Annotated in this window: 15 protein-coding genes and 1 tRNA gene; 15 read left to right on the forward strand and 1 reads right to left on the reverse strand. The window is 55.0% G+C overall.

Going from position 1 to position 15,645, the window contains the following annotated elements; genetic code table 11:
• The first annotated feature begins 25 nt into the window (after positions 1-25).
• The 4 genes from ispF to rlmB are packed head-to-tail and all read left to right on the forward strand — an operon-like array spanning position 26 to position 3,177.
• Entirely contained in the window at positions 26-568 is a 543-nt protein-coding gene (ispF, locus tag ACI6NM_RS01570) for a 2-C-methyl-D-erythritol 2,4-cyclodiphosphate synthase (protein WP_262427638.1), read from the forward strand.
• Between the two features lie 16 nt (positions 569-584).
• Complete coding sequence (gene cysS, locus ACI6NM_RS01575) at positions 585-1,994, forward strand: cysteine--tRNA ligase (RefSeq protein WP_262427639.1); 1,410 nt, start codon at positions 585-587, stop codon at positions 1,992-1,994.
• Positions 1,979-2,434: a Mini-ribonuclease 3 gene (locus ACI6NM_RS01580; protein WP_158357388.1), complete on the forward strand. Its 456-nt coding sequence runs from the start codon at positions 1,979-1,981 to the stop codon at positions 2,432-2,434. The genes cysS and ACI6NM_RS01580 overlap by 16 nt, the downstream gene beginning before the upstream one ends.
• The gene (gene rlmB, locus ACI6NM_RS01585) at positions 2,431-3,177 is read left to right on the forward strand and encodes a 23S rRNA (guanosine(2251)-2'-O)-methyltransferase RlmB (protein WP_158357390.1); all 747 of its coding nucleotides are present in this window, start codon (positions 2,431-2,433) and stop codon (positions 3,175-3,177) included. The genes ACI6NM_RS01580 and rlmB overlap by 4 nt, the downstream gene beginning before the upstream one ends.
• 62 nt (positions 3,178-3,239) lie before the next feature.
• Here the strand turns inward: rlmB and ACI6NM_RS01590 are convergent, their stop codons facing one another.
• Entirely contained in the window at positions 3,240-4,292 is a 1,053-nt protein-coding gene (locus ACI6NM_RS01590; protein ID WP_262427640.1) for a DUF4397 domain-containing protein, read from the reverse strand.
• A gap of 110 nt (positions 4,293-4,402) precedes the next feature.
• Here ACI6NM_RS01590 and ACI6NM_RS01595 point away from each other — a divergent pair.
• From ACI6NM_RS01595 to ACI6NM_RS01645, 11 genes are all read left to right on the forward strand, one after another.
• Positions 4,403-4,475: transfer RNA gene (locus tag ACI6NM_RS01595), tRNA-Thr, on the forward strand.
• A gap of 99 nt (positions 4,476-4,574) precedes the next feature.
• Positions 4,575-5,927 carry an MATE family efflux transporter gene (locus tag ACI6NM_RS01600; protein ID WP_022274615.1) on the forward strand — a complete coding sequence of 451 codons (1,353 nt, stop codon included), beginning with the start codon at positions 4,575-4,577 and terminating at the stop codon, positions 5,925-5,927.
• Positions 5,928-6,064: 137 nt separating this feature from the next.
• Positions 6,065-6,514 carry a MarR family winged helix-turn-helix transcriptional regulator gene (locus tag ACI6NM_RS01605; RefSeq protein WP_022274616.1) on the forward strand — a complete coding sequence of 150 codons (450 nt, stop codon included), beginning with the start codon at positions 6,065-6,067 and terminating at the stop codon, positions 6,512-6,514.
• Between the two features lies 1 nt (position 6,515).
• A complete protein-coding gene (locus ACI6NM_RS01610) occupies positions 6,516-8,258 on the forward strand; it encodes an ABC transporter ATP-binding protein (protein WP_262427641.1) in 1,743 nt (580 codons plus the stop codon).
• Positions 8,255-10,147: an ABC transporter ATP-binding protein gene (locus ACI6NM_RS01615; RefSeq protein WP_262427642.1), complete on the forward strand. Its 1,893-nt coding sequence runs from the start codon at positions 8,255-8,257 to the stop codon at positions 10,145-10,147. Before ACI6NM_RS01610 ends, ACI6NM_RS01615 begins: the two co-directional genes overlap by 4 nt.
• 205 nt (positions 10,148-10,352) lie before the next feature.
• Complete coding sequence (gene rsxC, locus ACI6NM_RS01620) at positions 10,353-11,681, forward strand: electron transport complex subunit RsxC (RefSeq protein ID WP_158357012.1); 1,329 nt, start codon at positions 10,353-10,355, stop codon at positions 11,679-11,681.
• 12 nt (positions 11,682-11,693) lie between these two features.
• Complete coding sequence (locus ACI6NM_RS01625) at positions 11,694-12,638, forward strand: RnfABCDGE type electron transport complex subunit D (RefSeq protein ID WP_158357013.1); 945 nt, start codon at positions 11,694-11,696, stop codon at positions 12,636-12,638.
• Positions 12,625-13,248, forward strand: coding sequence for an RnfABCDGE type electron transport complex subunit G (locus tag ACI6NM_RS01630; protein WP_262427643.1), 624 nt, complete (start codon positions 12,625-12,627; stop codon positions 13,246-13,248). The genes ACI6NM_RS01625 and ACI6NM_RS01630 overlap by 14 nt, the downstream gene beginning before the upstream one ends.
• A 13-nt stretch (positions 13,249-13,261) precedes the next feature.
• Complete coding sequence (gene rsxE / locus ACI6NM_RS01635; protein WP_022274622.1) at positions 13,262-14,074, forward strand: electron transport complex subunit RsxE; 813 nt, start codon at positions 13,262-13,264, stop codon at positions 14,072-14,074.
• A gap of 15 nt (positions 14,075-14,089) precedes the next feature.
• A complete protein-coding gene (rsxA, locus tag ACI6NM_RS01640) occupies positions 14,090-14,665 on the forward strand; it encodes an electron transport complex subunit RsxA (RefSeq protein WP_022274623.1) in 576 nt (191 codons plus the stop codon).
• Between the two features lie 13 nt (positions 14,666-14,678).
• The gene (locus tag ACI6NM_RS01645; protein ID WP_022274624.1) at positions 14,679-15,473 is read left to right on the forward strand and encodes an RnfABCDGE type electron transport complex subunit B; all 795 of its coding nucleotides are present in this window, start codon (positions 14,679-14,681) and stop codon (positions 15,471-15,473) included.
• Positions 15,474-15,645: the final 172 nt, after the last annotated feature.

Raw genomic sequence — 15,645 nt, forward strand, 5'->3', positions numbered from 1 at the left:
ATATCAATGGCAAAGGAGAATGAGTATGAGGATCGGTCAGGGATACGATGTACACCGGCTGACGGAAGGCAGGAAGCTGATTCTGGGGGGTGTGGACATTCCCTATGAAAAAGGGCTTCTGGGTCATTCAGATGCAGACGTACTGCTGCACGCCATTATGGATGCGCTCCTGGGAGCGGCTGCCCTGGGAGATATCGGGCAGCATTTCCCGGATTCCGACGAGGCGTATAAGGGGATCTCCAGCCTTTCCCTTTTAAAACGGGTGGGAGAGATCCTGGCGGAAAACGGGTTCCTCATTGAGAATATCGATTCAACGGTGATCGCCCAGAGGCCGAAGCTTCTGCCGTACCGGCCGGGGATGATGGAGAATATCGCAGACGCCCTGGGGCTGGAGAGAGACCGGGTCAGCGTTAAGGCTACCACAGAGGAGGGGCTGGGCTTTACGGGAAACGGCGAGGGGATCGCGGCCCAGGCCGTGTGCCTGCTCTCCACGGTGGCAGATTACGATCCGGGGGACCGGATGGATGCGGGAGGCTGTACGGGCTGTCCCGGCTGTCAGAAAGAATAAAAAAGAGGAGAAGACCATGAAAATCTATAATACCCTTTCCAGAAGAAAAGAAGAGTTCGTTCCGGTGGAGCCGGGAAAAGTAAAAATGTATGTCTGCGGCCCCACGGTCTATAACCTGATCCATATCGGAAACGCCCGTCCCATGATCGTATTCGATACGGTCCGCAGATATTTTGAGTATAAGGGCTATGAGGTGAATTTTGTGTCCAACTTTACTGACGTGGACGACAAGATCATTAAAAAGTCCATCGAGGAGGGCGTGGACGCAGATACGGTCTCCAAGCGGTATATTGCCGAATGCAGAAAGGATATGGAGGCAATGAATATCATGCCCGCCACAAAGAATCCCCTGGCCACAGAGGAGATCGGCGGTATGCTGGATATGATCCGCACCCTGATCGAAAAGGGCTATGCTTACGCGGCGGCAGACGGCACCGTTTATTACCGGGTGAGAAAATTTAAGGATTACGGAAAGCTGTCCCATAAAAACCTGGACGATCTCCAGTCCGGCTTCCGTGAGATCAAGGTCACTGGTGAAGAGGGCAAAGAGGATCCCAACGATTTCGTGCTCTGGAAGCCCAAAAAGGAAGGAGAGCCCTTCTGGGAGTCTCCCTGGTGCCAGGGCCGTCCCGGCTGGCATATTGAGTGCTCGGTCATGGCCAAGAGATACCTGGGTGACGAGATCGACATCCATGCCGGCGGCGAGGATCTGATCTTCCCCCACCACGAAAATGAGATCGCCCAGAGTGAGGCGGCCAACGGTGTGACCTTTGCCAGATACTGGATGCACAACGGCTTTCTGAACATTGATAATAAGAAGATGTCCAAATCCCTGGGCAATTTCTTTACAGTACGGGAGATCGGAGAAAAATATGATCTCCAGGTGCTCCGTTTCTTTATGCTGAGCGCCCATTACAGAAGCCCGCTGAATTTCAGCGCGGAGCTGATGGAGGCGTCGAAAAACGGCCTGGACCGTATCCTTACAGGCGTTGAGAAGCTGAAGGAGCTGGAGGAAAAGGCGGCTGCCGGAACCATGAGCGCCGCAGAACTGGAAAACCAGAAAAAGGCCATGGAGCTGGTGGAAAAATACGAAGCGGCCATGGAGGACGATTTCAATACGGCCGACGCCGTATCCGCAGTCTTCGAGCTGGTAAAGCTCAGCAACTCCACTGCATCTGCGGAAAGCACCAGCGCATATGTGGGCTGGATGAAGGAGACCATTGAACGGCTCTGCGGCGTTCTTGGGATCATCACAGAGAAAAAGGAAGAGATCCTGGATTCTGAGATCGAGGATATGATCGCCCAGAGGCAGGCTGCCAGAAAGGCAAAGGATTTTGCCCTGGCCGACCAGATCCGCGGAAAGCTCCTGGATATGGGGATCATCCTGGAGGATACCAGAGAGGGAGTAAAATGGAAACGGGCGTAAACTCTTTTTCCCGGTTTAAGGAAGCGTTCCGGCTGAAGGAGGCGGACGCTTCCCAGTATTCGCCGCTGGTGCTGGCCTATATCGGAGATGCGGTCTATGAGATCATGATCCGCACCAAGGTGGTCAACGACGGCAACGTCCAGGTGAACAAGCTCCATAAGCATACGGCGGGGCTTGTGAAGGCGTCGGCCCAGATGGAGCTTCTGCTGGCTGTGTGGGAGGAGCTGACCGAAGAGGAAAAGACGGTCTGCCGCCGGGGGAGGAACGCCAAATCCGGCTCCATGGCTAAAAATGCCACCATGAAGGAATACCGCATGGCCACAGGCTTTGAGGCCCTGGTGGGATATCTTTATCTGGCGGAGCGGTTTGACCGGCTCACAGAGGTGGTGAGCCTGGGACTTGAAAAAATCGGAGAACTGAAAGAGGAAGACGGAAGATGAGATATGAAGAACTGACCATAGAAGGCCGCAACGCGGTCCTGGAGGCATTCCGGGCAGGAAAGCCCATTGACCGCCTGTTTATCCTGGACGGATGCCAGGACGGGCCTGTAAAGAGCATTTTGCGGGAAGCAAAAAAACACGATACCATCATCACCTTTGTGCCCAAAGAGCGGCTGGACCAGATGTCTGACACGGGCCACCACCAGGGGGTCATCGCTTATGGAGCAGCCTATGAATATGCAGAGGTGGAGGATATGTTAAAGGCTGCCGAGGAAAAGGGGGAGCCGCCGTTTCTGATCCTTCTGGACGGCATTGAGGATCCCCATAACCTGGGTGCCATCATCCGTACTGCCAATCTGGCAGGGGCCCACGGCGTCATCATTCCCAAACGCCGCGCCTCCGGTCTTACGGCAACAGTGGCCAGAACATCAGCCGGGGCGCTGAATTATACGCCGGTGGCAAAGGTGACCAATCTGGCGGCCACCATCGAGGATCTGAAAAAACGCGGCCTGTGGTTCGTCTGCGCCGATATGGGCGGGGATGTGATGTACCGGGTGAACCTTACGGGCCCCATCGGCCTGGTGGTGGGCAACGAGGGCGACGGAGTCAGCCGGCTGGTCCGGGAGAAATGCGATATGACGGCCTCCATCCCCATGCAGGGGCAGATCGATTCCTTAAACGCGTCTGTGGCCGCCGGTGTGCTGGCTTATGAGATCGTGAGACAGAGGATGGGAAAAAAATAAGAAACAGAGAAGGCGGGTACGGTCTGATGTACCCGCCTGTTTTGTGCCATAGGCCTGGAAGCTCAGCTTTCCAGGGTATATACCCGGTACAGATTGGACCAGGGATTTCCGATGATGTAGGACGTATAGACCCGGCCGGGCCGCACGCTGATGCCAAAGCTCATGATCGGGTCGTTTACCATACAGGCGGAGCAGCCGCCGGTGATGGCCGTCAGGAGGATCACTGGAAGCTCTGCAAAGCCCGTAAGGGACGCCTGGGAGGCGGTGACGAAAAATGTATAGTTTCCGGCTGCCGTCTGCTTAAAGGTGGTCACCTCTTTAAAGCCCACGCCGCCGAAGACGATCTGGTTATTAAAGGTGCGTACGTCGTAATTGGAGCCGCTGTAAGACATATTGGCCACCCGGAGGCAGCCGTAGCCTGCCGGGATATTGGTGCAGCCCATGTCGGAGACACGGGACAGGGTGATGCCTCCCGGCGTGTCAAGGAGCACCATGGTCACCTTTTCCCCGGAAATGAAGGATAGGGTCCTCCGGTACAGGGCCGGGCCGTTGGTACGGCGCACAGTGACGGTATGGAAGCCGTCGGACACCTGGATGTAGGAGGATACAGTGGCGAAGGTGGAACCGGAAAAAATATTCCTTCCGTCGATCCATACGTCCAGATCCTGGCCGTTGGTGGAGGCGTTTAAGAAACGGACCTGGCTGGAATAGGGAGAGGACGGAGGGAAGGGAAAGACCGGAGGCACCGGCCACGGAAACGTATTTCCCGGCCAGACAGGCTCGCCGCCTGGAGGCGCCACGGGCGTGGTGGGAACGCCGGCCAGGTCATTGTCCGGCCAGACAGGCTCACCGCCCGGAGGCGCCACGGGCGTGGTGGGGACGCCGGCCAGGTCATTGTCCGGCCAGACAGGCTCACCGCCTGGAGGCGCCACGGGCGTGGTGGGGACGCCGGCCAGGTCATTGTCCGGCCACACGGGCTCGCCGCCTGGAGGCGCCACAGGCGTGGTAGGAACACCGGAAATATCCGGCCATGCCGCTGCTGCGCCGGCATTCGTTTCTTCCGGGGCGGTTCCGGCCCCTTCTCTGGGAGTTCTGATCTCGTTGTTTTCTGGCATGAAAAAACCTCTGTGTTTTTTAATTTAAGATATGTAAAAAAAATTTTAAAGTTCCTGTTGACAAATCCGTAGACGTATGTTATTATAACTGAGGCTTAAGAAAACAACCCGCTGCTATAGCACAGTCGGTAGTGCGCATCCTTGGTAAGGATGAGGTCACCAGTTCGATTCTGGTTAGCAGCTCTCTTTAAAAGCCGTAAAAGCTTTCCGATCCGTCGGAAAGCTTTTTTTGTCGGGATCCGACACCGGCAGCACAAAAATAAAAGGAAAGAGGAAGGTACAATGAAGAAATCCTATGAAATGGACATGTGCAGCGGACCAGTCCTGGGAAAGATCCTGATCTATTCTTTTCCACTGATGCTGTCCGGCATCTTACAGCTTCTTTTTAACGCCGCAGACGTGATCGTCGTGGGCCGTTACGCGGGAAGCCAGTCTCTGGCGGCCGTGGGCTCCACCGGCGCTCTGATCAATCTGCTGATCAATGTGTTCATCGGTTTGTCCGTGGGAGTCAACGTGCTGGTGGCCCAGTATTACGGGGCAAAGAGAGATCAGGACGTCAATGAGACGGTCCACACAGCCGTAGCCATCAGTCTGCTGTCCGGCGTGTTCCTGGTGGCTCTGGGACTTCTTGTGACCCGGCCTCTCCTGGAGCTGATGGGCACTCCCGACGATGTGATCGATAAATCCGCCATTTATATGAAGATCTATTTCGCCGGGATGCCGGCCACCATGCTCTATAACTTCGGAAGCGCCGTTCTGAGGGCTGTGGGCGATACCAGGCGTCCCTTATATTTCCTTACGGCAGCCGGCGTGGTGAATGTGGTCCTGAATCTGTTTTTTGTTATTTCCCTGAATATGGATGTGGCCGGCGTTGCCCTGGCCACGGTGATCTCCCAGGTGATCTCTGCGGGCCTGGTATTCTGGTGCCTGGTAAAGAGCGAGGGCGCTTTAAAGCTCAGGATCCGGGATCTGCGGATCAGTAAGGTAAAGCTTAAGAGGATCGCCAAGATCGGTCTTCCTGCCGGGATGCAGGGCGCAGTATTCTCCATCTCCAATGTGCTGATCCAGTCGTCGGTCAACTCCTTCGGCTCCATCGCCATGGCAGGAAACACGGCCTCCCAGAATATCGAGGGCTTTATCTACAATGCCATGAATGCCATCTACCAGACGAACTTAAGCTTTACCAGCCAGAACTACGGCGGCCGGAAATATAAGAGGATCGGCCGGATCACCCTCACCTGCGTCGGCGTTGTGACTGCGGTGGGGCTGGGCATGGGCCTGGCGGCCTTTGCTGCCGGTGAGAGCCTGCTGCGGATCTATTCCTCGGATCCGGAGGTGATTCAGTTCGGCTTAAAGCGTATGGCGGTGTTTGGGACCACATACTTCCTCTGCGGCATCATGGATACCATGGTGGGCAGTATCCGGGGCCTGGGAAGCTCCGTGATCCCCATGTGCGTATCCATTATCGGTGTCTGCGGCCTGAGAGTCCTTTGGATCTTCACGGTTTTCCAGTGGAGCCGGAGCCTGACGACCCTGTACCTTTCCTATCCAGTGACCTGGGTGGTGACAGGGGCGGTCCACATCGCCTGCTTCCTGATGCTGAAAAGGAAGCTTCCCAAAGAGGATGGAGAGTAAAAAACACATTTTTTTCACAAATTTCCCCCTTGCCAGCAGCGGCAGGGGGGATTATAATTTCTATGATAGTTAACTAGTTAATTATTAATTGGTTAATCGACTGATGGAGGCTCTGCCGGAATAAAAGGAGGGAGACCATGGATCACAAGATCGTAGAAGCGTTCATGCGGGTGGGAAAATGCCACCGGACGCTTCTGGAGCACTACTTAAATAAGGACGGCCTGTACCGGGTCCAGCACCAGCTTCTGATGTGCGTCTATAAATATCCGGATGCATCCCAGAAGGAGCTGGCCAGGATCCAGAACGTGTCCACGGCAGCTGTTGCCGTGACCTTAAAGAAACTGGAAAAGGGCGGATATGTGGGACGGATCGTGGACCGGGATGATAACCGTTACAATAAGATACGGATCACGGAGAAGGGCCGGAAGGAAGTGGAGCGGAGCATCGACCTTTTTAAGCGGGTGGAAAAGGGAATGTTCGCAGGCTTTTCTTCTGAGGAAAAGGAGTGCTTTTACAGCTGTCTCCAGAAGCTTTCCGGAAATCTCGAGCAGATGCTCCAGCAGGCAAAAAAGGAGGATTGGAACTGATATGAAGCGTTATAAGAAATACATCACCCCGTACCTGGGCGCTTTTCTCATGGGCCCCCTCATGATGCTCACAGAGGTGGCGGGCGAGGTGGCGCTGCCCAAGCTCATGTCCCTGATCATCAACAACGGCGTGGCCGGAAGAGATACGGGATATATTTTAAAAACGGGACTTCTGATGGCGGCAGTGGTGGTATGTATGGCAGTGGGAGGCATCCTGGGCTCCTATTTTGCGGCAAAGGCGTCCATAAACTTCACCACGGATCTGCGCAGAGACGTATTTAAAAAGGTCCAGCAGTTTTCCTTTGCCAACATAGACAGCTTCAGCACGGGCTCCCTGGTGACCCGCCTGACCAATGATATCCAGCAGGTGCAGAATGTACTGACCATGGGCTTAAAAATGGCCCTGCGGGCTCCTGGGATGTTTGTGGGGGCATTATTTATGGCATTTATGATGAATGGAAGGCTGGCGGCTATCCTGCTGGTGGTGATCCCCCTTCTTTCCCTGGCCATCGGGCTGATCCTGAAAACGGCCTTCCCGCGGTTTGAGGCCATGCAGAAAAAGCTGGACCGGCTGAATTCCGGGATCCAGGAATCCCTTACCAACGTGCGGGTGGTCAAGTCCTTCGTGCGGGAGGATTTTGAGATCGGGAAGTTTTCCGGCCTTAACCAGGATCTGAGGGACAGCGGAATGAGGGCGTTAAAGATCGTTATCGCCACCATGCCGGTGATGATGTTTGCCATGAACGTGACCACCCTGGCGGTGGTCTGGTATGGCGGAAACCTGATCATCGGAGGCTCCATGCCCGTGGGAGACCTGACGGCCTTTACCACCTACATCGTCCAGATCCTCATGTCCCTGATGATGCTTTCCATGGTATTTTTACAGAGCTCCAGGGCCAGGGCGTCCTTAAAGAGGATCACAGAGGTATTGGATACGGTGGTGGATCTTAACGATGACCAGGCGGCCAGGAAGGAACTGAGGGTGGAAAAAGGAAGCGTGGAATTTAAAGACGTGTCCTTTGGTTATGGAAAGGGCGGCGACCGGGTCCTGGAGCACATAAGCTTTAAGGCGGAGCCGGGCCAGACCATCGGCATCATCGGAGCCACTGGAAGCGGGAAAACTTCCCTGGTGCAGCTGATCCCCAGGCTTTATGATGTGACAGAGGGAGCGGTCCTGGTGGATGGAGTGGATGTGAGGGATTATTCCCTTAAAAACCTGAGGAATGGTGTTGGCATGGTACTGCAGAAAAACGTGCTTTTTTCCGGGACCATTGAGGAAAACCTCCGGTGGGGAGACGAGGACGCCTCCCGGGAAGAGCTTGTGAAGGCGGCAGTGAACGCCCAGGCTGACGGCTTTGTGACGGCCTTTAAGAACGGCTATCACACAGAGATCGGCCAGGGCGGGGCCGGTGTGTCCGGCGGCCAGAAGCAGAGGCTCTGTATTGCCAGAGCCCTTCTTAAGAAGCCGAAGATCCTGATCCTGGACGATTCCACCAGCGCCGTGGATACGGCCACAGAGGCGGCGATCCGGGAAAGCTTTAAAAATGAATTAAAGGATACCACCAGGATCATCATCGCCCAGAGGATCTCTTCAGTCCAGGACGCAGACAGGATCCTGGTGCTGGACGACGGAAAGATCATCGGCTCAGGCACCCATGAGGAGCTTTTAAGGACATGCCGGGCCTATGAGGAGATCTATGTGACCCAGACTGGAGAAAATAGAGCAGAGGAGGCGGAAGCATGAGCAGCGTACTGAGAGCAGAACGGGAGAAGAGCTTAAGACGGCGTTACGGCAGCCGGACCGCCCAGAGGCCTGTCCATGGGCATGGCCCCGGTCCCGGAGGCCCCAGAGGGGGCGGCAATGCCCGGGGAGGCGGACAGCCCAGGGAGATGAAGGCAGTATTAAAGCGGCTTATGGCTTATCTGGAGCAGGACAGGCTGAAAATGGGGCTGGCATTTTTCTGCGTCCTCATCAGTACTGTAACATCCCTGGCCGGCGCTTACATGCTGCGGCCCATCATCAACCAGTTTATCGCTCCTGCGGACGGAAGCGCAGGGAGCGTTTCTGGTCTGGCAGGGGGACTGGCGGTCATGGCGGCCGTATACATGGCCAGTGTGGCCGCCAGCTATCTCCAGTCCAGGATCATGCTGGACGTGGCCCAGGATGCCCTCCTGCGGATCCGGGGCGACCTGTTTTCCAGGATGCAGAGGCTGCCGGTGCGGTTTTATGATACCAGCAGCAGCGGAGACCTGATGAGCCGGTTCACCAACGACGTGGACACCATAGGAAATATGCTGAGCAGCACCCTGGTGCAGCTTTTCTCCGGGGCACTGAGCATTGTGGGAACCCTGGGGCTCATGCTGTATACAAACGTGTATCTGACGGTGATCACCCTTGTGCTGATCCCTCTGATGCTGAAGGCCGGAGGGGCCGTGGCCTCCCGGAGCCAGAAATATTTCAATGCCCAGCAGTCAGCCCTGGGAGCCTTAAACGGTTATATTGAGGAGACCATTTCCGGCCAGAAGGCGGTGAAGGTGTTCTGCCATGAGGACGTGGCGGAGGAGGAGTTTGAGATCTTAAACAGTGATCTGAAGGATAAGCAGATCCGCGCCCAGTTCCTGGGCGGGATGATGGGGCCGGTGATGAACAATCTGAGCCAGATCAACTACGTCCTGACGGCCTGTGTGGGCGGCCTCCTGTGCGTTATAAAGAATTTTGACGTGGGCGGACTCACCGTGTTCTTAAACTTCTCCAGACAGTTTTCCAGACCGGTCAACGAGATCTCCATGCAGGTTTCCAACGTGTTCTCGGCCCTGGCCGGCGCGGAGCGTGTTTTTGCGGTGATGGATGAGGAGCCGGAGCCAGAGGACGATCCGGATGCCGTTTCCATGGAAGGGATGAAGGGCCATGTTTCCCTGGAGCATGTATATTTCGGATACGATCCCGGGAAGCTGATCTTAAAGGACATCAGCCTTTACGCCAGACCGGGACAGAAGATCGCCTTTGTGGGCTCCACCGGGGCTGGAAAGACCACCATCACCAACCTGCTGAACCGGTTTTACGATATCCAGTCCGGCTCCATCACCATCGACGGCGTGGATGTGCGCCATATAAAGCGGGAGGAGCTGCGGAGGAACATTGCTGTGGTGCTCCAGGATACCCATCTGTTTACGGGAACGGTCATGGAAAATATCCGGTACGGACGGCTGGACGCCTCGGATGAAGAGGTGATCCAGGCGGCGAAAACGGCGTCGGCCCATTCCTTTATCATGCGTCTTCCCAAGGGCTATGATACGGTACTGGAAAGCGACGGAGCCAATCTGAGCCAGGGCCAGCGCCAGCTTTTAAACATCGCCCGGGCGGCGGTCTCCAGGGCTCCCATCCTGATCCTGGACGAGGCCACAAGCTCCGTGGATACCAGGACAGAGAAGCACATCGAGCGGGGCATGGACCGGCTCATGGCGGACCGGACCACCTTTGTCATCGCCCACCGGCTCTCCACCGTGAGGAACGCCAACGCCATCATGGTGCTGGAGAACGGAGAGATCATCGAGCGGGGGGACCACGACGATCTTTTGGCCCAGAAGGGACGGTATTACAGCCTGTATACGGGCAGGGCAGAACTGGAATAAACCTGAACATGGACTTAACATTTTTAAGTGCAGACTTAAGATTGTTAAGTCCATGGCCTTTGATTTTGCATTTTTTTAAGTACAAGGGCCTAAAACTTACGATTTTGTTAATATGCAAAGGGTTTACTAATTGTACATCTTATTGAAATATGCTATACTGAAGTCTGATGGTATTACGAATATTTAGAGAAAGAAGGTTTGTTAAATGGGTCTGAGCACATTTATAGGCGGCGTTCATCCTTATGAGGGAAAAGAACTGTCTTCCGATAAGCCGATTCAGGTGATCCAGCCGAAAGGCGAGCTGGTATTCCCTCTTTCCCAGCATATCGGCGCTCCTGCAAAACCGCTGGTGGCCAAGGGCGACACTGTTCTGGCAGGCCAGAAGATCGCAGAGGCCGGCGGCTTCATTTCTGCCAATGTGATCTGTTCTGTATCCGGGACCGTAAAGGGGATCGAGCCCCGTCTTATGGCCAACGGCAGCATGGTGCAGTCCATTATCGTTGAAAATGACGGAGAATACAGGACCGTGGAGGGCTTTGGCCAGAAGCGGGATTACACAGCTCTCTCCAAACAGGAGATCCGCGACATCGTAAAGGAAGCCGGTATCGTGGGCCTGGGAGGCGCAGGCTTCCCCACCAACGTCAAGCTGGCTCCGAAAAACGAAGAGGAGATCGATTACGTGATCGTAAACGGCGCAGAGTGTGAGCCGTATCTGACCTCGGACTACCGGGTCATGTTAGAACAGCCGGAGAAGGTCGTTGGAGGCCTTAAGGTGATCCTCCAGCTGTTTGATAAGGCAAAGGGCGTCATCGGCATTGAGGAAAACAAGCCGGAGGCCATCCGGATCCTGTCTGAGCTTGTAAAGGATGAGCCCAGGATCCAGGTGTGCACCTTAAAGACCAAGTATCCCCAGGGCGGCGAGCGCTTCCTGATCTATGCCGTCACCGGAGGCCGTGAGATCAATTCCACCATGCTCCCGGCAGACGCAGGCTGCATCGTGGACAACATCGACACAGTGGTGTCTATTTATAATGCTGTGTGTGAGACCACGCCGCTGATCCGGAGGATCATCACGGTCACAGGCGACGCCATCCGGGAGCCCAGGAACTTCGAGGTACGGCTGGGCACCAACTACCAGGAGCTGATCGAGGCGGCCGGCGGCTTTAAGGAAGAGCCGGAGAAGGTCCTTTCCGGCGGTCCCATGATGGGCCAGGCGCTTTTCTCCTACGATATCCCGGTGATGAAGACCTCATCGGCCCTGACCTGCCTTACAAAGGACCAGGTGGCAGCCAATGCTGAAACAGCCTGTATCCGCTGCGGACGCTGCGTGGACGTATGTCCCGGACGGGTGGTGCCGCAGATGTTAATGACGGCCGCGGAGCATCACGATCTGGCAGCCTTTGAAAAATTAAACGGTATGGAGTGCTGTGAGTGCGGCTCCTGTACCTTTATCTGCCCGGCCCACAGACCCCTTACCCAGGCATTTAAGGAAATGCGCAAGGCTGTGATGGCTGAGAGAAAAAAGAAAGCGTAGGAGGTGGAAGAAATGAGTAAATTACTGAATGTATCATCATCGCCTCATGTACGCAGCAGCGTGTCCACACAGAATCTGATGTATGACGTGGCCATCGCCATGCTCCCGGCCACCATCTGGGGCGTGATGCAGTTTGGATTCTATTCCCTGGTGGTGGTTGCAGCGACGGTGCTGTCCTGTGTCCTGAGTGAGTATGTGTTTGAGACACTGATGAAAAAGCCCATCACCATCAGCGACGGCAGCGCCCTGGTAACAGGTATGATCCTGGGCCTTAATATGCCCCCGACGATCCCCTTATGGATCCCGGTGCTGGGCGGCATGTTTGCCATTATTGTCGTAAAGCAGCTTTACGGCGGCCTTGGCCAGAACTGGATGAACCCGGCCCTGGCAGCAAGATGCTTCCTTCTGATCTCATTTGCAGGCTCCATGACCCGGTTCACAGATCCTGTGACAGACGCTGTGGCGGGAGCCACTCCCCTGGCAGTGATCAAGGCCGGCGGCGAATATGACCTGATGAGCATGTTCATCGGCAAGATCCCGGGAACCATCGGTGAGGTATCCGTTATCGCCCTTCTGATCGGTGCGGCGTACCTTCTGGTGAGAAAGGTGATCTCCATCCGGATCCCCGCTACATATATCCTGACCTTCGCTGTGTTCGCATTTATCTTCGGACGCCAGGACATGGGCTATGTGCTGGCTGAGCTCTGCGGCGGCGGCCTGATCTTCGGCGCATTCTTCATGGCTACGGATTATGTCACAAGCCCCATCACTCCCAGAGGCCAGATCATTTTCGGCGTATGTCTTGGTATCCTCACAGGGCTTTTCCGTATCTTCGGCGGCAGCGCAGAGGGCGTTTCCTATGCGATCATCTTCTGCAATATGCTGGTTCCGCTGATCGAGAGGGTAACGATCCCGACAGCATTCGGCAAAGGGGGTAAGAAACATGGCGGCAAGTAAATCCGGTTTTATGAAAGATGCCCTGATCCTGTTCGCGATCACTCTGATCTCCGGCGTCTGCCTGGGCTTTGTCTACGACATCACCAAGGCGCCCATCGAACGGGCCACCATTGAGGCAAACAACAGAACGTATAAAGAGGTGCTTTCCACCGCAGCAGAATTCTCCGAGGTGGAGGGCTCTGCCGAAAAGATCGCTGTCCTGACAGAAAGCGGCGAGCTGGAGGGACTGGGCTACGGCAGCGTTGCCATTGAGTCCGTCCTTGAAGGAAAGGACGAGAGCGGAGCCGTCACAGGCCATGTCATCAACTCCCTTTCTAACAACAGCTACGGAGGAGCCGTGAAGATCTCCGTGGGCTTTGACGCAGACGGAGCCATCACCGGCGTGGGGATCCGTGAGATCAACGATACCCCGGGCCTTGGCTTAAAGGCAAAGGAGGCGGACTTCCGGGACCAGTATGTGGGAAAGAACGCAGATTCCTTAACGGTCACAAAGACTGGAGCCTCTGAAGACAATGAGATCGATGCCATCAGCGGCGCCACCGTTACTTCGAATGCAGTGACAAACGCAGTGAATGCAGCCTTATATTACCTGCATAACTGCATGAACTAGGAGGTGGGGATTCATGAATAAATGCACAGAACGTCTATATAACGGTATTATTAAGGAAAACCCGACCTTCATCCTGATGTTAGGTATGTGTCCGACCCTGGCCACCACCACATCGGCCATCAACGGACTGGGTATGGGCCTTTCCACCACAGCAGTACTGATGTTTTCCAACCTGATCATTTCTCTTCTGAGAAAGATCATTCCGGACCGGGTGCGTATTCCGGCCTTCATCGTGATCGTGGCCAGCCTGGTTACCATCGTACAGCTTTTGATGCAGGGCTATGTTCCGTCCCTGTACGCATCCCTGGGAATCTATATCCCGCTGATCGTGGTAAACTGCATCATCCTTGGCCGCGCCGAGTCCTACGCCTGCAAGAACGGTCCGGCCGAGTCCTTCTTTGACGGTCTTGGAATGGGCCTGGGCTTTTCCCTGTCCCTGACAGTCATTGGAATGTGCCGTGAGCTCATCGGTGCAGGAGCCGTATTTGGCCATGTGATCATTCCGGAGCAGTTCCATATCTCCATCATGATCCTGGCTCCAGGAGCTTTATTTACCCTGGCCATGCTTTCTGCACTCCAGAACAAGCTCCGTCTTCCCAGCGCCACCAACGGCGACGCTCCCAGGTCTGACCTGGCCTGCGGCGGTGACTGTCTCCATTGTTCCGGCTGCACGGGCATGACGAACCATGCAGTGCTGGCAGAGAAAAAGGCAGAAGCGGCGGCAGCAGCAGCGGCAGCCAAAAAGGCGGCGGCAGAGAAGGCACTGGCAGCGAAAAAGGCCGCTGAAGAAGCAAAAGCGGCAGACGCAGCAAAGAAAGAAAATTAAGGAGGAAGTGGAGTAATGAAAGAACTATTATTGATCGCCATCGGCTCCGCCCTGGTAAATAACGTTGTATTAAGCCAGTTCCTCGGTCTTTGCCCGTTCCTTGGCGTATCCAAGAAAACGGAGACTGCGGCCGGTATGGGCGCTGCGGTCGTATTCGTTATCACCATCGCATCGGCCTGTACCAGCCTGATCTATGACTTTGTGCTGGTAAAGCTGGGGATCGAGTATCTCCAGACCATCGTATTTATCCTTGTGATCGCCGCTCTGGTACAGTTCGTTGAGATGTTCTTAAAGAAGAACATGGTGAGCCTTTACGAGGCCCTGGGCGTATACCTGCCTCTGATCACCACCAACTGCGCCGTTTTAGGCGTGGCCCTGACCAATGTGCAGGAGAAATATAACTTTGTTGAGAGCGTTGTCAATGGTATCGGCGTTTCTGTTGGATTTACGATCGCCATCGTCCTGCTTTCCGGTATCCGTGAAAAGATCGAGTATAACGATGTGCCCCATTCTTTCCAGGGATCTCCCATCGTTCTGATCACAGCAGGCCTGATGTCCATCGCATTCTTCGGATTCTCCGGTCTGATTTAAGGAGGGGCGAGGGATGAATATTACAGGTATTATCATCGCGGCCGCCGTGGTCGGTATCGTCGGTATCGTCATCGGTATTCTTCTGGGGATCGCCAGTGAGAAATTCAAGGTCGAGGTGGATGAGAGAGAGATCCTTGTACGTGCAGAGCTTCCGGGCAATAATTGCGGCGGCTGCGGATATGCAGGCTGCGACGCCCTGGCCAAGGCCATTGTGGAAGGTAAGGCAAAAGTAAACCAGTGTCCGGTGGGCGGCGCTTCAGTGGGCGATAAGATCGCGGCCATCATGGGCGTGGAAGCCGGCGCTGCGGAAAAGATGGTGGCCTTTGTAAAATGTAAGGGCACCTGCGATAAGGCAAACGTCCAGTATAATTACTACGGTATGGATGACTGCGTAAAGATCGCCGCAGCCGTTCCGGGAGCCGGAGATAAGGCATGCTCTTATGGCTGTCTGGGCTCCGGAAGCTGTGTAAAGGCCTGTCAGTTTGACGCCATCCATATCGTGGACGGCGTGGCTGTGGTCGATAAGGAGAAATGCGTGGCCTGCGGCGCCTGTGCGGCCGTATGTCCCCGCCATCTGATCGATCTGGTGCCCTATAAGGCAGAGCATCTTGTTCAGTGTAATTCCCACGATAAGGGCGCTGATGTAAAGAAAAAATGCGACGCCGGATGCATCGGCTGTACCCTGTGTACGAAGCAGTGCGAAGCCGACGCCATCCATATGGACAACAATGTGGCTGTTATTGATTATGAAAAGTGCACCAACTGCGGAAAGTGCGCGGAGAAGTGTCCGGCGAAGGTGATCTTATAGCTGGACAGAGGCTGGCAGAATCAGATAGTATGACGAAAAGGGCGTTCCTGGCGGGCGTCCTTTTTTCATTCCCGAATGCATTTTATACCACACCACAAGAATACAGCGGACGGTGCCGAATGATGTAAAAATAGGAGCAGCTCCGAAGGGCTGCTCCTAAATGGTATTTGCA

Source organism: Pilosibacter sp. YYHA0881, from assembly GCF_051602715.1.
GTDB classification, from domain to species: Bacteria; Bacillota; Clostridia; order Lachnospirales; family Lachnospiraceae; genus Alitiscatomonas; species Alitiscatomonas aceti.

What these genes read in the sequence shown, in the direction of transcription:
- ACI6NM_RS01625 (WP_158357013.1), top strand. Translation starts at nt 11,694, where the DNA reads ATGAGTAAATTACTGAATGTATCATCATCGCCTCATGTACGCAGCAGC.
- rsxA (WP_022274623.1), top strand. Translation starts at nt 14,090, where the DNA reads ATGAAAGAACTATTATTGATCGCCATCGGCTCCGCCCTGGTAAATAAC.
- ACI6NM_RS01600 (WP_022274615.1), top strand. Translation starts at nt 4,575, where the DNA reads ATGAAGAAATCCTATGAAATGGACATGTGCAGCGGACCAGTCCTGGGA.
- rlmB (WP_158357390.1), top strand. Translation starts at nt 2,431, where the DNA reads ATGAGATATGAAGAACTGACCATAGAAGGCCGCAACGCGGTCCTGGAG.
- ACI6NM_RS01615 (WP_262427642.1), top strand. Translation starts at nt 8,255, where the DNA reads ATGAGCAGCGTACTGAGAGCAGAACGGGAGAAGAGCTTAAGACGGCGT.
- cysS (WP_262427639.1), top strand. Translation starts at nt 585, where the DNA reads ATGAAAATCTATAATACCCTTTCCAGAAGAAAAGAAGAGTTCGTTCCG.
- ispF (WP_262427638.1), top strand. Translation starts at nt 26, where the DNA reads ATGAGGATCGGTCAGGGATACGATGTACACCGGCTGACGGAAGGCAGG.
- rsxC (WP_158357012.1), top strand. Translation starts at nt 10,353, where the DNA reads ATGGGTCTGAGCACATTTATAGGCGGCGTTCATCCTTATGAGGGAAAA.
- ACI6NM_RS01610 (WP_262427641.1), top strand. Translation starts at nt 6,516, where the DNA reads ATGAAGCGTTATAAGAAATACATCACCCCGTACCTGGGCGCTTTTCTC.
- ACI6NM_RS01590 (WP_262427640.1), bottom strand. Translation starts at nt 4,292, where the DNA reads ATGCCAGAAAACAACGAGATCAGAACTCCCAGAGAAGGGGCCGGAACC.
- rsxE (WP_022274622.1), top strand. Translation starts at nt 13,262, where the DNA reads ATGAATAAATGCACAGAACGTCTATATAACGGTATTATTAAGGAAAAC.
- ACI6NM_RS01630 (WP_262427643.1), top strand. Translation starts at nt 12,625, where the DNA reads ATGGCGGCAAGTAAATCCGGTTTTATGAAAGATGCCCTGATCCTGTTC.
- ACI6NM_RS01580 (WP_158357388.1), top strand. Translation starts at nt 1,979, where the DNA reads ATGGAAACGGGCGTAAACTCTTTTTCCCGGTTTAAGGAAGCGTTCCGG.
- ACI6NM_RS01645 (WP_022274624.1), top strand. Translation starts at nt 14,679, where the DNA reads ATGAATATTACAGGTATTATCATCGCGGCCGCCGTGGTCGGTATCGTC.
- ACI6NM_RS01605 (WP_022274616.1), top strand. Translation starts at nt 6,065, where the DNA reads ATGGATCACAAGATCGTAGAAGCGTTCATGCGGGTGGGAAAATGCCAC.